This window comes from Branchiibius sp. NY16-3462-2 (genome assembly GCF_001594145.1).
Taxonomy (GTDB): domain Bacteria; phylum Actinomycetota; class Actinomycetes; order Actinomycetales; family Dermatophilaceae; genus Branchiibius.
In genome coordinates, this window is the sequence record NZ_LVCF01000001.1 from 252309 (window position 1) to 270494 (window position 18186).

13 protein-coding genes are annotated in these 18186 nt (G+C 68.8%); 4 read left to right on the plus strand and 9 right to left on the minus strand.

All coding sequences use genetic code 11. From position 1 onward, the window contains the following. The first annotated feature begins 4 nt into the window (after window positions 1-4). On the plus strand, window positions 5-1324 hold the full coding sequence (locus AZH51_RS01155) for an AarF/ABC1/UbiB kinase family protein (protein ID WP_291520384.1): 1320 nt from the start codon (window positions 5-7) through the stop codon (window positions 1322-1324). Between the two features lie 326 nt (window positions 1325-1650). Here the strand turns inward: AZH51_RS01155 and AZH51_RS01160 are convergent, their stop codons facing one another. The 4 genes from AZH51_RS01160 to nudC all read right to left on the minus strand — a co-directional run bounded on the left by AZH51_RS01160 (window position 1651) and on the right by nudC (window position 5530). Then, on the minus strand, window positions 1651-1938 hold the full coding sequence (locus AZH51_RS01160; RefSeq protein WP_367188023.1) for a WhiB family transcriptional regulator: 288 nt from the start codon (window positions 1936-1938) through the stop codon (window positions 1651-1653). A 202-nt stretch (window positions 1939-2140) separates the two neighbouring features. Next, window positions 2141-2368, minus strand: a complete 228-nt coding sequence (locus tag AZH51_RS01165; RefSeq protein WP_291520385.1) for a hypothetical protein — start codon at window positions 2366-2368, stop codon at window positions 2141-2143. 142 nt (window positions 2369-2510) lie between these two features. Continuing rightward, on the minus strand, window positions 2511-4625 hold the full coding sequence (locus tag AZH51_RS01170; protein ID WP_291520386.1) for an ATP-dependent DNA helicase UvrD2: 2115 nt from the start codon (window positions 4623-4625) through the stop codon (window positions 2511-2513). Continuing rightward, window positions 4619-5530 (minus strand): NAD(+) diphosphatase, encoded by a 912-nt coding sequence (gene nudC, locus AZH51_RS01175; protein ID WP_291521301.1) that lies wholly within the window; start codon window positions 5528-5530, stop codon window positions 4619-4621. The genes AZH51_RS01170 and nudC overlap by 7 nt, the downstream gene beginning before the upstream one ends. Window positions 5531-5580: 50 nt before the next feature. Here nudC and AZH51_RS01180 point away from each other — a divergent pair, with 50 nt between their 5' ends. Beyond that, window positions 5581-6810 (plus strand): phosphotransferase, encoded by a 1230-nt coding sequence (locus AZH51_RS01180; RefSeq protein WP_291520387.1) that lies wholly within the window; start codon window positions 5581-5583, stop codon window positions 6808-6810. A gap of 48 nt (window positions 6811-6858) precedes the next feature. On the opposite strand, the gene AZH51_RS01185 is transcribed toward AZH51_RS01180, so the two are convergent. Then, window positions 6859-8565, minus strand: coding sequence for an HNH endonuclease signature motif containing protein (locus AZH51_RS01185; RefSeq protein WP_291520388.1), 1707 nt, complete (start codon window positions 8563-8565; stop codon window positions 6859-6861). Between the two features lie 133 nt (window positions 8566-8698). Between AZH51_RS01185 and AZH51_RS01190 the strand changes: the two genes are divergently transcribed. Further along, window positions 8699-9463, plus strand: a complete 765-nt coding sequence (locus AZH51_RS01190) for a metallophosphoesterase family protein (protein ID WP_291520389.1) — start codon at window positions 8699-8701, stop codon at window positions 9461-9463. Here the strand turns inward: AZH51_RS01190 and AZH51_RS01195 are convergent. Genes AZH51_RS01195 through moeB form a run of 4 tightly spaced genes read right to left on the minus strand, consistent with a single transcriptional unit; the run spans window position 9458 to window position 17436 of the window. After that, window positions 9458-12832, minus strand: coding sequence for an ATP-dependent DNA helicase (locus AZH51_RS01195; protein ID WP_291520390.1), 3375 nt, complete (start codon window positions 12830-12832; stop codon window positions 9458-9460). The two genes, AZH51_RS01190 and AZH51_RS01195, sit on opposite strands and share 6 nt — an antisense overlap. Further along, complete coding sequence (locus AZH51_RS01200; protein ID WP_291520391.1) at window positions 12829-16017, minus strand: UrvD/REP family ATP-dependent DNA helicase; 3189 nt, start codon at window positions 16015-16017, stop codon at window positions 12829-12831. Before AZH51_RS01200 ends, AZH51_RS01195 begins: the two co-directional genes overlap by 4 nt. A 41-nt stretch (window positions 16018-16058) precedes the next feature. Then, a complete protein-coding gene (locus AZH51_RS01205) occupies window positions 16059-16361 on the minus strand; it encodes an MGMT family protein (RefSeq protein WP_291520392.1) in 303 nt (100 codons plus the stop codon). Then, entirely contained in the window at window positions 16354-17436 is a 1083-nt protein-coding gene (moeB, locus tag AZH51_RS01210; RefSeq protein WP_291520393.1) for a molybdopterin-synthase adenylyltransferase MoeB, read from the minus strand. Before moeB ends, AZH51_RS01205 begins: the two co-directional genes overlap by 8 nt. Window positions 17437-17522: 86 nt before the next feature. Between moeB and AZH51_RS01215 the strand changes: the two genes are divergently transcribed. Further along, window positions 17523-18170 carry a TetR/AcrR family transcriptional regulator gene (locus tag AZH51_RS01215; RefSeq protein WP_291520395.1) on the plus strand — a complete coding sequence of 216 codons (648 nt, stop codon included), beginning with the start codon at window positions 17523-17525 and terminating at the stop codon, window positions 18168-18170. Window positions 18171-18186 lie beyond the last annotated feature (16 nt).

The following is an 18186-nucleotide window of genomic DNA, read 5'->3' on the forward strand; positions in this document are numbered from 1 at the left end:
GCGCATGCCTCGTGTCCCGCGTAACTCGGTAGCCCGGACCGCGCGTCTGGCCACTTTGCCTATCGGGTACGGCGCGCGGCAGACCATCGGGCTCGGCAAGCGGGTGGGTGGCGCGTCCGCCGAGGCTGTGGCCGCACAGATCCAGGAGCAGACCGCGGCGCAGATCTTCAAGGTTCTCGGCACCCTCAAGGGCGGCGCGATGAAGGTCGGGCAGTCGATGTCCATTTTCGAGGCCGCGCTGCCGGAAGAACTCGTTGGTCCGTACCGCACGGCGCTGACCAAACTGCAGGATGCGGCCCCGGCGATGCCGGTGAAGGTGGTCCACAAGCAGTTGGCGGAGCAACTGGGTCCGCGCTGGCGTAGCTATCTGCGGGACTTCGATGACACACCGGTCGCGGCCGCGTCCATCGGTCAGGTGCACCGTGCCGTGTGGAAGGACGGCCGGGCGGTGGCGGTCAAGATCCAGTACCCCGGTGCCGGTGAGGCCCTGCTCAGCGATATCGCCCAGCTGTCGCGGGTGATGCGGCTGACCACGTCGTGGGTGCCGGGTCTGGAGCTGCGACCGCTGCTGGAGGAGATCCGCGAGCGGATGCGCGAGGAACTGGACTACACGCTGGAGGCGACGATGCAGCGGCAGTTCGCCGCGGCGTACGCCGATGACGAGTGGTACGCCGTCCCCAAAGTCCTCGCCGACACCCCAGGGGTCATCGTCGGCGAGTGGATCGAGGGCATTCCGCTGTCGCGCATCATTGCCGAGGGCACCGATGAGCAGCGGGATCTGGCTGCGTCGCTCTACCTGGAGTTCCTGGTCGCCGCGCCAGGTCGGGCGGGACTGCTGCACGCCGATCCGCACCCGGGCAACTTCCGGTTGCTGCCGGACGGCCGGCTCGGGGTCCTGGACTTCGGTGCGGTCAACCGGTTGCCGGACGGGATGCCACCGGCGATGGGCCGGCTACTGACGGCTGCGGTGAACGGGGACGCCGAGGAACTGCTGACGGGTCTGCGTGAGGAGGGCTTCGTGCGGGAAAGCATCGACGTTGCTCCCGAGGCGGTGCTGGACTACCTGTCAGTCTTCGTGGAACCGTTGCAGGACAACGCGTTCCAGTTCAACCGGGACTGGTTGCGGTCGGTGTTCAACCGGATCAACGACCCTCGCACCCCCAACTTCTCGGTCGGGATCAAGCTGAACCTGCCACCGGCGTACCTACTGATCCACCGCGCGTGGCTGGGCGGCATCGCCGTGCTGTGCCAGATCAACGGGGTCGCTCCGGTGCGCGAGATCATCAACGACTATCTGCCCGGGGCCGATCTGCCGCCGGTCTGAGCCCAGACAGAACACGAGGTGCGAATCCGATAGTGGATTCGCACCTCGTGTGATCTACGGCCGCGTGACTTGTCGACGACGACGGCTGACGCGTGGTGGTCGACGGGGTACTTCCCCGCGGCCACTGCGCGATTGTCGTACTCGGACTATCTCGACTTGCGAGTGCTGGAACATCTTGAAACTCCTTGAAAATCATGGATTCTGGCCGCCCTTCGATCGGCCATAACCGACGCTAGGGGCGTTTGCGGACGCATCATTGCCGGTATCCGACAAAGATGTCCGTCGCGTTTGCCAACGCCGGCACCCCGACTCCGTCGACGTGCGGTTCACGCCGCGACGGGGTGCTTGCGCGGACGACCCCGGGGCCGCTTGCGCGCGACGATGGCACCGGAGACGAACAGCTCGCCACCCCACACGCCCCACGGCTCGGAGCGCTCGATGGCTCCGGCGAGGCAGGCCTGCTGCAGCGGGCACTGCAGGCACATGGCCTTGGCGCGCTCGACATCGGCCGGGCTCTCGGCGAACCACAGTTCGGGGTTCTGCTGCTGACACGGCAACGAGGGCTCGTCGTCACCGGCGGGGGCAATCTGGTCGATGAGGTCGATCAACATCATCGGGGCCACCTCCTTCATCTCCTGCGCGGCCGGCGCCCCGGTCGGGGCCCCGGTAGTGCTGCCACTGCCTGGTGCGGCGGTGGTTACTCGGCGATCTGTCGTGAACATCGGGTGTTCCTGGTTCGGTTCGGTGGTCACGGCATACAAAGAGGCCGCGGACCCTGGCTGGGTTCCGCGGCCTGGAGGTGGCTGATCCTGGGACTTAGGTCAGGATCGGCTCCACGGGCGCGGAACGAATGACACGGGTGGTGAAGAACGGGGCGATATCGACGGGGATCCGGTCGCACACCACGCCACGCGCGCGCACCACTCCGGTCGCGGAGACACCGCTACCGCTGCCGACGAGGAAGGCTTGCGGGGTCGTCGACAGGGCATAGCGGGACGTCGCGGCAGCGCGGTGCGTGCGCGTCATCAGCTTGTTGATCTCCATGTTTCGACCCTCCTTCGACTCTCGGTTGCGGCCCGTCGCGCGCCTAGTGCGCGTCGCGGATGACTTTGTCGAGAGTAGTGCGATCTTCCGGAAGGCGGCAACTTATTTATCGGAGAATTTTTCCCGGCCCAGCCAGAATCCGCTATTCCGTTGCAGCAGAATGCTTTTCGGCCACCTCGGCAGGGTCATCCCCGTCGAGGACGGCCAGCACCGCGTCGCCGTACATCCGCAGTTTGCGCTCGCCCACTCCACTGATCCGGGCCAGGGACTCCAGATCGGCCGGCATGTCCTGGGCGATGGCGATGAGGGTGGCATCGGTGAAGACGATGTACGCCGGTTTGCCGTCCGCGGTCAGCGAGCGCCAGGTGCGCAACCGCTCGAAGAGTGCTTCGTCGTAGGTGGGTGGGCACGCGGCGCAGCGGCCGATCTTGCGCTGGGCGGCCACCGTGAGCGGTGCGCCGCAGGATCGGCAGCGAGTCGCGGCGCGGGCACCGGCTTTGCGCGGCCGGTCCTTGGCGGTCGGGGCCGCGGGCTGGTCGGCGACGCCTTCGATAGCACCCGCCGTGCCGTACAGGAACCGGGACCGGGAGCGGGACGGTGCGCCACCGGGGTTACGCGCGAGGGCGTAGGTCAACAGCAGGTGCCGCCGGGCACGGGTCACGCCCACATAGGCCAGTCGACGCTCCTCGGCGATCTCCTCCGGACCTTCGGCCATGGATAGGGGCAGCATCCCGTCACTGCAGCCGATGACGATGACGGCGTCCCACTCCAGACCCTTGGCGGCGTGCAGCGACGCCAACGTCACCCCTTGCACCGTCGGCGGGTGCTGCTCCCCCGCCCGCCGGTCGAGTTCGGCGACGAACTCCCGAAGTCGCGCCTCGGGTTGCTCGACGACGAAGTCACCACTCAACTGCGCCAGGGCATCCAGCGACTGCCAGCGCTCGAGGGCCGCGCCACCGGTGGGTCGCACGGTGGTCAGGCCGGCACCGGCAAGCGCGTCGCGCACCACCTCCGGCAGAGGTCGCTCGGGGTTGTCCGAGCGGACGGCGCCGCGCAGGAGAACCAGCGCGCGGCGTACCTCATCGCGGTTGAAGAAGCGCTCGCCGCCGCGGACCAGGAACGGGATATCGGCGTCGGTCAGCGCCTGCTCGATGGGCTCGCTCTGGGCGTTGATGCGGTAGAGGACGGAGATCTGGCTGGCCGGAACTCCCTGCCCCAGAAGGGCTTTGATCTCCTGTGCCACACCAGCGGCTTCGGCGGGGTCGTCGGCATAGGTGAGCAACCGCGGCATCGGGCCGTCACCGGACTGGGCCCGTAGCTCGACGTGCTCCTGCCCCCGGCCGATCACCCGGTTGGCCAGGGTGACGATCTGCGGGGTCGAGCGGTAGTTGCGCTGCAAGCGCACGACGGCGGCGCCCGGATGGCGCTTGGTGAACTCCAGCAGATGACGCGGACTGGCACCGGTGAAGGAATAGATCGTCTGGGCGGGATCACCGACGACGCACAGGTCCTCGCGGCCGCCGAGCCACTGGTGCAGCAACTCCTGCTGGACGGTGTTGACGTCCTGGTACTCATCGACCACGAAGTGCCGGTACTGGTCATGCACCTCGCGGGCGACGTCCTCGCGATCGGCCAGGATGCCGTTCATCAACAGCAGCACGTCCTCGAAATCGATCGCCACCCGCTCGGTCTTGACCTCCTCGTAGGTGCGCCAGAGGCGGGCCATCGCGGTCGCGTCCAGATCCGCGACCTGGCGGTGGGCGCGAGCGGCGGACGCCGGGTAGGCGTCGGCGGTGAGCATGTTGACCTTGCCCCACTCGATCTCCGCGGCGGCGTCCCGCAGGCCGACCCGGTCCAGTTGCAACCGGACCCGGGAGGCAGCCTCGGCGACGACCGGCGCCTTGTGGGAGAGGACCTGCGGGGGTGCGCCGCCGACGACCCGTGGCCAGAAGTACTGCAGTTGCCGCAGGGCCGCGGCGTGGAAGGTGCGGGCCTGCATGGTGGGCAGTCCCAGACCCCGCAAGCGGGTGCGCATCTCCCCCGCCGCGCGGGCGGTGAAGGTCAGCGCCAGCACCTTGTCGGCGCGCAACTCACCCGCCGCCACGCCGTACGCCAGGCGGTGGGTGATCGCGCGGGTCTTGCCGGTGCCCGCACCGGCCAGCACGCACATCGCGCCCAGCGGCCGGCTGGCCACCTCGCGCTGTTCGGGGTCGAGGTCCGCCAGCAGAGCGTCGGGGCTCAGCGCGGCGCTCACCATCGGGTCGCCACGGGCAATGGGCCGCCGTACCAGTGCTCGATCAGGTGCCGGGCGATGGACAACCGGGGAGGTACGCCGATCCGCTCGGCCCGCAGGTCATCGGTGAGTTCGTCGCGGCTGAACCAGCGGGCGGCCACGATCTCGTGCGGGTCGGTGTCCAGCGCGGGCGCGTCGGTGTAGGCGACGTAGCCGATCATCAGCGACGCCGGGAACGGCCAGGGCTGATCGCCCAAATACTGCGCATCGCGCACGCTGACGCCGACCTCCTCCTGGACCTCACGCGCCACGGCGGCGGCAAGGGATTCACCGGGCTCTACGAAACCAGCCAGCACTGACATCCTCGGAATCTCACCCTCCCGGGTGCCGAATCGGGTGCCCTGGGCCAGGAGCAAACGGTCGTCGGGGTCGATGACGGCCATGATCACGGCCGGGTCGGTGCGTGGGTAGTGGTGGTGCCCCTCGGCCGTGCATTCCCGGGACCAACCGGCTTCAACGGCAACGGTGGGGCTGCCGTCCTGGGGGCAGAAACCTTGTGTCGCATGCCAGTTGGCGATGCCTGCCGCGGTCGTGAGGACGCTGCGCTGCTCGTCGTCCAGGGTCTCGCCGACCGTGCGCAGATCGGCTACCGGGACGTCGTCGCCCGCCCGTTCGGCGTGAACCGCGAGCACCGCAGGGCCTTCGTGCATCACGCCGAGGTAGATGACGAGGGCCTGCTGATCGGCGCTCTGCGGTGAGCGGAAGGCCAAGGTGCCGTCGGGATGCACCGGTGCCCGGCCGGCGTACCAGTCGAGCACTCTGGTGTCCGGGTCGGCCAGGAGTCGCGACAACAGACCGGCCTCACGTCGGTTGTTGGCCCGGCGGTCGACACCGGGCCGGTTGAGCAACAGATCGAATTTCGGCGGCATCCCGGGCACGTTCCCAGGTTATAGAGGTGCCTGCGCCTACCGTGGTGGGCGTGCCTCGTCCCGCCAGCCACCTCGCCGCCCTTGCTGATGCCGCCGTCCCCGGATTGCGGCCGATCGGATACGCAGCCGCGCTCGCGAGTCCGGGCGATCCGTTCCAGACGGTGCACATCACCGGACGCGACGAGAAGCAATGGACGGTGCGGGTAGCCCTGTCGGCCGGCAGCGGTGCCGCGATGGAACTGTCCGATCAGTTGCTGCGGTTGCTGGCCCGCCGACTGCCGTTCGCCGTACCGCACATCGAGGGGTCCCTGACGACCGACGACGGCTGCTTCGTGGCGGTGATCCCGCGCCTGCCCGGGGCGCCTGCCCTGTGGCGTGATCTGGAGCCTGAGTCCCAGCACGCCCGGGCCGTGGGGCGCGCGATCGCCCAGATTCACACCCTGGATCCGCGACTGATCGACGAGGCCGGCCTGCCGTCGTACGACGCGGACACCTACCGTGCGCGCCGGCTGGCTGCGCTCGACCGGGCTGCCGAGACCGGATTGGTGCCCACCGGGTTGCTCGCCCGCTGGGAACGCGCACTGGAGGAAGTCAGTCTGTGGAAGTTCGCCACGCGGGTCACCCACGGCCCGTTGGAGGCGGCTCACGTGTACTACGACGAGGACGGCGTCGCGGCGATCACCGGTTGGGAGGAAGCTGCCCTCAGCGATCCCGCGGTGGATTTCGCACCGTTGTGGGCCTTGGCTGATCGCGGCACCTTCGACACCGTGTTGGAGACGTACGCCGCGAACGCACCCGACTGTGCCGATCCGCACCTGGAACGCCGGATCCGGTTGGTGGGCGAATTGCAGCGGATCACCGCCCTGATGGAAGCAGTCAGTGGCGGCGACCAGACCCTGATCGATCGGCGCACTGCCGCGCTGCGCCGACTCGACGAGGCCACCCAGGACGACCTGAGTCTGTTGCCGCCCGAGGTGGCCGGACAGCGACTGACCGTCGTGGGAGATGACTACGCCGTCGCGCAGCCGGTTGATCCCGCTCAGATCGAGGTTGTGGAGTCTGCTGAGTACCCCGCCGAGGACGAAACCGTAGAGATCCCGCTGTCGGGGCCGACAGCCGCAGATCCGTCAGGAGAGCCTCCGGCTGAGCAGCCCTCGTCCGAGACCCCCTCCTCCCCAGTCGCGTCGGAACAGGAGCCGCGTCCGACTTACGACGACGCGATGTACGACGAGGGTGATACCCAGCCAGTACCCCAGCGACCGCGAGCCAGCAACGAGTAACCAGCTCGTCAGTCCACTTCAGTCGCCACTTCAGTCGACCAGTCCACTTCAGTCGCCAGGGGTGGTGATGTAGGTGCGGCCGGTGGGGCTGGTCCAGGTGCACACGCCGGTGGGGGACATGACCACTTTCCAGCCGCCTTCGTGTTTGGCGCGGTGGTGGTGTCGACACAGGCATTGCAGGTTGTGTGCTGCGGTCTCTCCGTCGGGGTAGCGGATGACGTGGTCGATATCGGACAGTTTCGCGGGTCGGGTGCAGCCGGGAAAGCGGCAGTGCTGGTCGCGGGCTTGGACGAACCGGGCCAAGCGGGCACCGGGCCGGTAGGACCGGTCACCGGTTTCCACCACGGTGCCGGTGGTGGCGTCGGTGAGGGCGCGGGACAGTTTCACGCCGAGCAGGTGGGTCATCTCCACGATGCTGTCGGCGGGGATCACCCCGACCCGGGGTAGCAGCAGGTCACTGATCGCACGGGATTCGGCGCTGATCGTCTCCGTGACGGTGGGTGTGGTGCGGTACCTCGTGAGGTGACCGCAGCTGGTGTTGTCCGGCTCGGGCACGTGCTCACACCCCGGTGGACTAGCGCCGGGCGACTCCGGTGGACTGTCGTGTCGTTCGCGTTCCCGGGAGGTGCTGGCGATCGCGTTGAGTTCGGCGAGTTCTTGATCGAACAGCGCCCGCAGTTCCTCATCCATCAGGTCGCGGCCGTTGATCGGGACCAGCCCTTCGGCGCGCAGGTCCTGCTCGATCAGCGCTTCATGGGCTAACAGGGATGCCTCGATGAAATCCACGCCATCGACCAGGTCATCGCCGGGGTCACCGTCGCTGAACGGGTCCGCCCAGTCCTGGACAGACGGAACCGCTGGTTCTGGGGTGTTGATCGGGATCAGGAACGTCAGCTGCGTGTCGACACCGACCCCGGCCAGGGCAAGGTCGGTCAACGCATCGACCCGGCACTCGGCCAGGGTCTTGTCCGTGGTGGTGACTGAGTGCAGGTCCCGGGCCAGTTGGTCGATCGCGGCCATCAGTTTCGCCGCCTCCAACGTCGGTAACACCGCGGTCAGTTCCGACAGGCCCGGTTCGTGATGCTCCCGCACGAACACCCCCACCGCCGAACGACGCCGGGCCGTGGCTGCGGCATCGGCTCCGATCGGGTCCAGGCGCACCCGCAACCGCCGCGCCTTCGCCCGCAACTTGGCTGCCGTGGTGGCTTCGGGGTCACCGGCCAGAACCCGGTCCTGAATAGCCTGGGTGACGTGTTCGGGGGCTCCGTGGGTGACGTCGGCGACGACGGTGGCTTTGAACGGGTCCAACCCACCGGCACCAACCCGGTCCAACAACCGCGGACACTGCGCCAGGGTGTCGATGGCGTCGCTGATCCGGTTACCGGCTTGCCGGTCCGACCACCCCAACCGGGTGGATAGTTCCAGCGGGAACCATTCATCGACGAAGGTGCCCGGCTCATGCCGCACCACCCGCGAGATCAGTCGCGGCAGAGCGTCTTCGACCGGGTTGGGATCCTCCCGGTGTTCGATCGCCGCCGCCTGCGCGATCCGAAGACTTTGCACACCCCACGCGGAGTTCTGCACCCGCTGTGCCAACGCGACATCGGTCAGCAACGCCTCTTCCGACAGAGCACTAGCACCCGAGCCGACCCGGTCGTAGGCAGCTTGCAGCAACCGCTCAGCAGCCGCCAACAACTCGGTCACCGAGGCGTCCGACAGCGCCTTCTGGCGGATCACGGAGTGGGTCGCGGACATACCTATATTGTACTGGTGTTCGACACCTCGAAACCGTTATGCACAGCCCGAATTGCGCCCAATCCGCTGCGCTCACAGCGAAATTCACGGCGGTATAGCCGCAACGACGATCGATCCGCGCAATGGTGAACGTATGGCCTCCACCGTTGCTGTGCTGTCCGACATCCATGGCGTACTGCCTGCTCTCGACCGTGTCCTCGCCGAGCCCGACGTGATCGCCGCAGACCTGATCGTTGTTACCGGCGACCACACCTGGGGTCCGCAACCGGCGGAGACGCTCGACCGACTCGTCGACCTGGGCGAACGGGTGGTCCTCGTCCGCGGCAACGCTGATCGTGAACTGCTGCAGATGTCTCGCGGCCTCGACATCGGACTGGGTGACGACCCTCTATCCGTCTGGGGCGCAACACAACTCGAACCCCATCATCAGAAACTGCTGGACGAAATGCCCGAACAGGTCACGATCAGCATCGACGGCTTCGGTCCCGTCCTGTTCTGTCACGCCACACCCCGCGACGACGAGGAGGTTGTCCTCGTCGACAGCCGCCTGGAGCGGTGGGCCGAGGTGCTGCACGACGTACCTGAAGAGGTCGGCGCCGTGGTGTGTGGCCACACCCACATGCCCTTCGTGCGGATCGCACACGGCCGGCTGGTCGTGAACCCCGGCAGCGTGGGCCTGCCCTATGGCCGACCGGGTGCACACTGGGCGCTGCTCGCCAACGGGGCCGTCACGCTGCGGCGGACCCTGATCGATCCCGACGAACTCGTTGCCGAGGTCACCGCCAGATCGTCACTGCCCGGTGTCGCACAGTGGGCCGAGGAGAACCTACGGCACCCCGCCTCAGACGCCGAAGCGCTGGACACCTTCGGCCCCCGGGACGGACGCAGCTCGTCATGAACTGACGGCCTCCGCCAGAAGCTGCTCGATCGCGTCGTCCGGCGGCAGGTCCGGATAGACGGTCGTCCCCGTTGCCGCGTAGTAGAACGCTGCCGCCACCTGGCTGGGAGCCACGCCGCGTAGCCGCGCATACGCCAGCCGGTACGCCGCGAGCTGGAGTGCCCGGGTAGCCGCCTCCTGTCCGTGGGGCTGGCTCCCGGTCTTCCAGTCCACGATCACCACCCCCGTCGGACCGCCGTCGGGCACCGAAGAGCCAGCCACAGCAGGAAACACCGCGTCGATCCGCCCCCGGATGCTGGCCGTGCCGATCCACGTCTCCACCGGCACCTCGATCTCCAGCGGCTGCCGATCCGCCCACTCCGAGGCCAGGAAGGTCTCCTTCAACTGCGCAAGGTCCGCGAAGTGATCAGCGTCGTCGTCATCGACCCCGGGCAACTGATCGACATCGACGAGAGCCGCCGACTGGTAATGCTTTTCGATCCACGCGTGGAACGCGGTGCCCTGCCGGGCCGCTGGCTGCGGGCGCACCGGCATCGGTCGTCGCAGCGCACGCGCGAACTCCTGCGGGTCGCGAGCCAGCGCGACGATCTGGGATGCGGACAGGTGGCTGGGCAACTCGACGGAGGTCGATCCGTTCGACCCCGCGCGGTCACGTTCGGCCAGAAGGGCGGTCAGGTCGTCGCGTAACTGGGGCGAGAGGGTGCTGGACCAGGCCCGCCAGCTCAGCTGATCGTGCTCGAGCTGCTCTCTCAGTTGTTCAACCTGCCCGGCAGCGGCTCGCAACGACTCGATGGACGGCGAATCCACTTGTGGCGGCGGCCAACTCGCCTGCCGCGGCTGCTCCAACAACGGATTCTCCGCCTCCTCCGGCGGGAGCGGCTCCCAGTGCACGATCCGGCCACCCGGGACGTCGCCCTGTTCGATCAGGTCGCGGGCCTCCAGCAGGAACCGGGACGGCAGACGGGGTCGCTTGGCTGTCCCCCACACGGAGCTGGTGAGGAAGAGGGCGTGCTTGGCACGGGTCACGGCCACGTACGCCAGGCGCCGCTCGGCGGCCAGTTCGTGAGCGCCGTACGCCGCCCGGAACTCCTCCAGTTGCTCCTTGAGGTCTTTGTAAGTGTCAACCTGCGCCCAGTTCAGCGCGGGCAATCCCGTCACGTCCCCGCGCAGATCAAACGGGATCCGCACGCCACTGGTCCACCCGGAATCGGCGGTCACCCACGTGCCTGGGTCATGGGGCACGGCGTCCTTGCCCAGCGCCCAGCCGGCCCACTCCGGGTTCCAGGTGGCCCATCCGGAGTGGGCGGGGAAGACACCCTCGCCCAGGCCGGCAACGGCGACGTCGTCCCACTCCAGACCCTTGGCTGCGTGGATGGTGAGCACCTGCACGACCCCCGGGGCCGCCTGCACCACGGGAGCGTCCAGGCCGTCCTCCTCCGTCTCAGCCGCCTCCAGCCATTCCAGGAAGCTGCCGAGCGTCGCCCGGCCGGCTGACCCGGCGTACCGCGCGGCCACGTCGAGGAAGGCGTCAAGCGCGGCTGCGCCACTGCCCGTGTCGTATTCGGGTCGGGCGGCCACCTCGACATCGAGCCCGAGACTGTGGATTGCTTCCACCGCCAGGTCCCCCAGTGGCAGGTTGTTCAGTCGGCGCAGCCGCCGCACGACGTGGGCCAGGCGATCCAGTCTGGCCAGGCCCTCGGCGCTGAGGCTCTCCCCCGAAGGACCCACCCAGTCCGGCGCGGGCAGGTGTTCCAAGGTCTCCACAATGCTGGCCCGCTCCGCGGTGTCCGGCGCGAGGTCGCCGCTGCCAGATCCGCGGGGAACCAAGTGACGCGACCAGACACCGAGCGCGTCCAGATCGGCGGCGCCCAGACGAAGCGCGGAGCCGGACAGCAGCCGCATCAAACGGTCACCACGGGACGGATCGTGCACGGTCCACAACAGGCTGACCACGTCGCCCACTTCGGCCATCGTGAGCAGACCACCGACACCGACCAGCTCGTAGGGCACGCCGGCCACCTCAAGAGCGGCCGCGACCGGCACGAAGAGGGACCGTTTGCGGCACAGCACGGCAGCGGAGAAAGTCGACGGGTCCGGCAGGTTCAACCGGCGTTGCTTCAACCACTCAGCAATCTGCGCGGCCTCCGCATCGAGCGTCGAGTAGCGGCCGATAAGCACTTCGCCGTCATCGGCGGCAGGGCCGGCGGACAACTGGGCAACGTCCAGATCTCCCTGCGCGGCAAGGGGTTTGGCAATCCGGTTGGCGACGGCCAGGATGCTGCGATCATTGCGCCAACTGATGCTCAACTGCGCCTGATCAGCCGGAACGGGAGCCTGCGGACCAGGGCCGGCGAAGCGACGCGGGAAGTCATCCAGCGTGCGCGCGCTGGCTCCACGCCAGCCGTAGATGGACTGGTGCGGATCACCTACCGCCGTGACGACGACCGGTTCGTCAGCCGTGACCCACAGTGACTCTAGGAGTCGCATCTGGGCCTCGCTGGTGTCCTGGAACTCATCGAGCAGAACGGCGCGATACCGCGACCGCTCGGCCCGACCCAGCTGCGGGAAACGCATCGCCACCTGCGCGGCGATCGCCACCTGGTCGCCGTAGTCCATGGCTACCCGTTCGTGTTTGGCACGCTGGTAGGCCGTCACCACCGGCAGCAGCTGCCGCAACTTGGCCGAGTGCCCATCCAACCCGCCCGGGATCTTGGTCATCCGGCCGCTCTTGGCCAAGGTGCGCAAGTGGCTCTCGAAGTCGCCCAGATAGGTGTCCATCTCCGCGATCGGTAACAGGTGCTCCGCCAACTCCCCGGACAGCGCGATGACCGCCTTGGTCACCGTCGACGGGGCGAGTTCCACCGCATCCATCGGGCCGTCGTAGGACTGCACCACCTGACTGGCCAGTTGCCAGGCGGCTGCCTCAGACAGCAGTTCGGTATCGGGTTCGATCCCCAGGCGAAGGCCCTGCTCCCCCACCAGCCGCGCGGCGTACGAGTGATAGGTCTGGACGGTCGGCGCCGCGAGCGCTGCCGCGACGTCGTCCTGCGTGGCCCGCGGGAGCAACCCGGCCACGTCGAGTCGCCGCAGGCGCAACTGCAGACGGTGACCCAGCTCGGCAGCAGCCTTGCGGGTGAAGGTCAGCCCGAGCACTTCATCCGGGGTCACGTGCCGGTTGGCGACCAGCCACAGCACCCGCATGGCCATCGTCTCGGTCTTGCCGGAGCCGGCCCCCGCGACGACGACGAGCGGAGCCAGCGGGTCCGCCTCGATGATGCGTTCCTGCTCCGGGGTGGGTGGCGGCGACGCGAGTGCCTCGGCGATCCGGCGCGCCCGGACCGGGGCATCCACCGCAGCGTGCACACTCACAACATCCGTCCTCGGTCACGCAGCGGACAACTGGACTGAACGTCGCAGATCTCGCACATCGAGTTGGCGGTCGCGACGAACTCACGGTCGGCCATCTGTTCGGCCAGTTCGACGATCCGGGTCTGTGCCCACTGCGGATCCTCCTGCTCCGCCAGGGGCGGCTGCTCCTGCACCTTGGCCTCGGGTTTGGTGCCGGCCCCCTTGCCGAGTTGCACCAGGGCAGCACCAGCCGACGACTGCTCCGACACGCCCTCGAATCCGCCCCCGGTCACCGCCGCCTGGTAGGCACCAAGCTGCAGGTGCTCGGCCATCTCCGCCTTCGGGACGGCCGTGCCACCCGTCTTGAAGTCGATGACCCGGACGCCCTTCTCTGTGAGCTCGAGTCGATCAACCCGGCCGCGCAGATCCGCGCGCCCGATCGCCACCTCGAACGGAACCTCAGCACCGAGAACCGTTGTGCCCGCAGGGACTTGCTCCCTGAGGTACTGATCCGCCCGGGTCAGCATCAGCTCCGCCAGCTGTCGCTGGACGCGTTGGTTCCAGCCGTGCGGCAACCCGAGACTGGACCACCGTTCGTCCAGCGCACGCAACATCGCGCTGAGCCCGTCGTCACCGCGGGTCTCCACAATGTCGTGGATGAGGGTGCCGAGGCTCGCGGCCGTCGCGGAGTCGTGCTCACCACCGCTGTTGACCAGGAACCATCGCAGCGCGCAGTTGGAGAAACCCTGCAAGCTCGACGGCGACACGCGCACCGCCAGTGGCAGCGGTCGTCGGGGCAGATCGACCGAGCGACCGCGTAGCGGCCACCACTCACGCGGATCTGCCCCTCGCACCCCGACATGCGCGAGCCACGCAAGTGCGCGTGCCGGATCAGCGTCGGCCCCGTCGCCGGATGCGACGCTCCGACGCAGGCCGGAAATCACCCCCGAGAGGGACATCGGCCGCGGCACCGGAGCGTAGGGCCGGTCCTCCAACAGCGGGAACTCATCGATGAGGTCCAGGAAGGCGGACGGTTGTTCCTCGTCGTTGTCCACTGCCGTCACGATCAATCGCTGGGCTGCACGGCTGACCGCGACCAGGAACTGCCGGGTCTCGTCGTACCGCACCGCCGCAGCCGCCGCCTGCGCAGAGCGACCCCGACCGGTCACCACGTCGACCAGATCCGAGGAGCCGAGCAACGACCCCCGCAGCCGCAGATCGGGCCACACACTCTCCTGCACCCCGGCCACGACGACCAGCGACCAACTGCGCCCCGCCGCGGCCTGCGGAGTGAGCAGCGCGACCTGATCGCTATCCGGAGCGGCCTTCACCAACCGGTCACCGGGCACGTCCTGCCCCCGTAGGTGCTCGGCGAACGCACCCGCCGGCGCCGCGGGCAAGCGGTCCTGGAACAGCGCCGCCGCCGAGAACAGCGCGACCATCGCGTCGAGGTCCCGATCCGCACGAGTCCCCGCGGGCCCGCCGGTGAACGCGTCACGCTCCCACTCCTGCGCCAACCCACTGGCCGCCCACATCGCCCACAGGACGTCTTCTGCCGAAGCACCCTGCGCCGCGAGCGCAACCCGGCCGGCGTCCAGCACCGCCCGTACCCGGCGAACCGGAGCGCCGACGGTGCGAAGGTCGGTGGCCAGTTCCTGCTGCGAGAGCGTCACCGCCACCAGCAACTCGTCGCTGGTCCGCGCGCCGCCGTCGGCCAACTCCGCCTGTCGCAAAGCGCGGCGCAGCCGTCGCAACACCAGAGCATCGGCACTGCCGATGGCCGAACTGAGCAGATCCACGGCCAGACCGGGCAACTCATCGCTCGGCGGAGCATCGCCGGTGAGGAGCTCAAGTGCCTGCAGGAACGGCCGGACGGCGGGTTCGTCCCGCAAGGGCAGCGTGGCCGCGGCCGTGGCCACCGGCACCCCCGCCACGCTCAACGACCGCCGCAGCGCCGTCGCGCGAGCCTGACCGCGCACGATGACGGCCATGTCGCCCCAGGGCAGCCCGGACAGCAGGTGAGCCTGCCGCAGCGTGGCTGCGATGCCACCCGACTCCGCAGCAACCGATCGGTAGACCTCTACCGCAGCCGACCCCGTTGCGGCCGCATCCGAACCCGCGACGTCTCGATGACGAACGTTGCCCACTGACCCGATCCGTGAACTCACCCGGGCGCTCACCTCGCGCAGGGCGGGCCCTTGCCGGTACGACGTCCCGAGCGTGACCGCCTCCCCCACCCCCCAGCGGTCAGCGAGAGCGAATACCACCGCAGGGTCCGCGCCCCGGAAGCCCTGCACCGTCGCATCAGGGTCGGCCAACAGCACGGTCCGCGAACCAGGTCCCGCCGCAGCCGCGAGCAACCGGGCACCGGCCGGGGACAACTCTTGTGCATCGTCGATGACGATCAGCGCGAGCCGGTCGTGCAACCGACTGCGGGCCGCCTCGTCCTCGATCAGCAGGTCCGTCGCGGCCCCCAGGATCCACGACGGGTCGTACCCGCCCGGCGCGGACAACGCGGTGACCTGGTCGTACTCGTCCAGCACCTGCGCCGCGGCAACCCACTCCGGACGGTCATGATCATGGCCCAGCTGTGCCAAATCACTTGCCGTCAAAGAGGATTCGACTGCACGCATCAGCAGATCACGCAACTCGTTACGGAAACCACGGGTCCCCAGCGCCTCACGCACCGAATCCGGCCAGACCGGTCCGACCGGGTCCCCCGCGGCGTGACCGGCCAGCAGATCGCGCAACACCACGTCCTGCTCCGGGCCGCTCAGCAGCCGCGGCGGTGGGTCACCGCGCAGCGCTGCCTCGGCCCGCAGGATGCCCCACGCGAACGCCTGCATGGTGCGGGCCAGTGGCTCGGTGCTCGTGCCGTGCAGCCGCGTGGTCACCTGGTCGCGCAGACTGGCCGCCATCGTGCGGGTCGGCGCCAGGAGTACGCAGTGATCAGCAGGCACCCCCGATCGCACCGCGCGCACCACGGCCTCGACAGCGGCCGTCGATTTGCCGGTGCCGGGCGCACCGAGCAGCAGCATGGCGCGGGCGCCAGTATCCCGCGACGCAGCGAACCGCGCAGCCGCCTCTTGGGCAGAGTCCAACTGCGGTTGCATCGACGCCGAGATCGCCGGCGCCACCAACTGCACCTGCGACTGTGCCCCCATCTGCATCGCCCCCACCTGCATCGCCCCCTCCTGCGTCCTCACGAGATCATCACAACATCCCCCACCGACACCCGTCGCCGAACCTAGGCCGGAATGTGGCGCGCGAGTGCCATGTCCACCCGAAAACCACCGGATACCAATGCTGTTCGCTCCGACTGGAGGTGTTGAAGCGCCCGTTGTTCGTGCCCCGTAGCCAGTCGCCCATCGGCCCGGACGACGCGCCACCAGGGCATCAGCGCGCCGTACGTCGACATCACGTTGCCCACCCGGCGCGGCCCGACGCCGACCAACTCGCCGATCTGCCCGTAGCTCATGACCCGCCCCGGCGGGATGGCCTCGACGACGTCCAGAACCGCCTCCACCAACGGCGGAAGGGCGTCAGCCACGTGCCGCCTGCCACGCGGCGTACCCGCCATCGAGCGAGCGGGCAGGGATGCCCATATCCGCCAACGCACGTACGCCGATCGCTGACCGGGTGCCCGCCTGGCAGTAGACGATCCAGGACTGACCGTCCTGCGGCGCGGGCAGTCGCGCCGGCACACCGTCCGCGAGCAACTCATCCAACGGCAGATGCACCGACGACGGTAGGTGCCCCTCGGCGTACTCCGCATCGGTCCGCACATCCAGCAGGACGCCATCGTGACCCGCCAGGTCGGTCAGCGACGCCAGCGGCACCTCGGCGTCCGAAGCGGGCGTCCACGGCGTATCCGGTACGTCCGAACACACCGGGCAGGTCGGGTCGCGGCGTACCGGCAGCGCCGACCACTCGGCAGCCAGCGCGTCGTAGCACTGGATGCGACCGATCAGCGGCTGCCCGATGCCGAGCAGGAGCTTCAACGTCTCCAGGGCCTGCACCGATCCGATCACCCCGGGCAGCGCTCCGAGCACTCCGGCCTCCGCACACGTGGCGACGGTTCCCGGCGCGGGAGCAGCGGGAAAGATGCAGCGGTAGCAGGGGCCGCGGCCGGCCCAGAACACACCGACCTGACCGGCGAACCGGTCGATCGCGGCCCACATCATCGGGATCCCCAGCGCCACCGCTGCGTCATTGGTCGCATAGCGGGCATCGAAGGAGTCACTGGCATCGACGACCACGTCGTGCCCGGCGAGCAAGTCGGCGGCGTTGTCCGCATTGATCGCAACCGAGTGGGTGCGCACCGTGGCCGCGGAGTTCAGCGCCAGCAGAGCGGCAGCGGCCGAGTCCGTCTTGGCCAACCCCACCGACGACTCGTCGTGCACCAACTGCCGGTGCAGGTTGCTCAGTTCGACGACGTCGGGATCGATGACCGTGAGGGCGCCCACGCCGCCCGCGGCGAGGTAGCTCAACACCGGAGAGCCCAGGCCACCGGCACCCACCACGGCGACCCGGGCCGCCGCGAGCCGGTCCTGTCCGGCCACTCCAACGCCCGGCAGGCGCAACTGGCGGGCGTACCGTGCTCGGTCCGGCGCGACGTGGATCACACCTGTCAGCATAGGATCGCAGGGATGTCGTCAGGGTCGCCCGGTCCGCCGGACTGGGGCCCCGACCCGATTCGCGAGGAGTCAGAGTGCAGGAGCCGGGCCGTTCCGGACGGTTGCCGAGATCGGCCCGCCGGGCGCAGTTGTTGGAGGCGGCGCAGGCCGTCTTCGTGGAGTCGGGCTATCACGCCGCGGCGATGGACGAGATCGCCGAGCGGGCCAAGGTCAGCAAACCGGTGCTCTACCAGCACTTCCCGGGCAAGCTGGACCTCTACCTGGCGTTGATCGACCAGCACACCGATGAGGTCATCAACCTGGTCCGGGCCGCGTTGGCGTCGACCACCGACAACCCCACGCGGTTCGCGGCCGCCGTCGCCGCCTTCTTCGAATTCGTCGACCGCCAGGACGCTGCCTTCCGGCTGGTCTTCGAGTCAGACCTGATCAACGAACCCGCGGTGGCCCACCAGGTGCAACGGATCAGCACCGAGTGCTCCGCGGCGATCGCCGAAGTCATTGCCGAGGACACCGGACTGTCCAACGAACAGTCCCAACTCCTGGGTGTGGCGCTGGTGGGAATGTCCCAGGTCGTGGCGCGTTATTGGGTACAACGCGGCGGCAGCATTCCGCGCGACGAAGCCGTCTCCCTGGTCGCCACCTTGGGCTGGCGGGGGTTGGCCGACTTCCCCAAGGTGGGGGAAGAACTCGACACAGTCGGGTCGGAGGTCACCACCGGCTGAGTGCGTGGCACGCTGT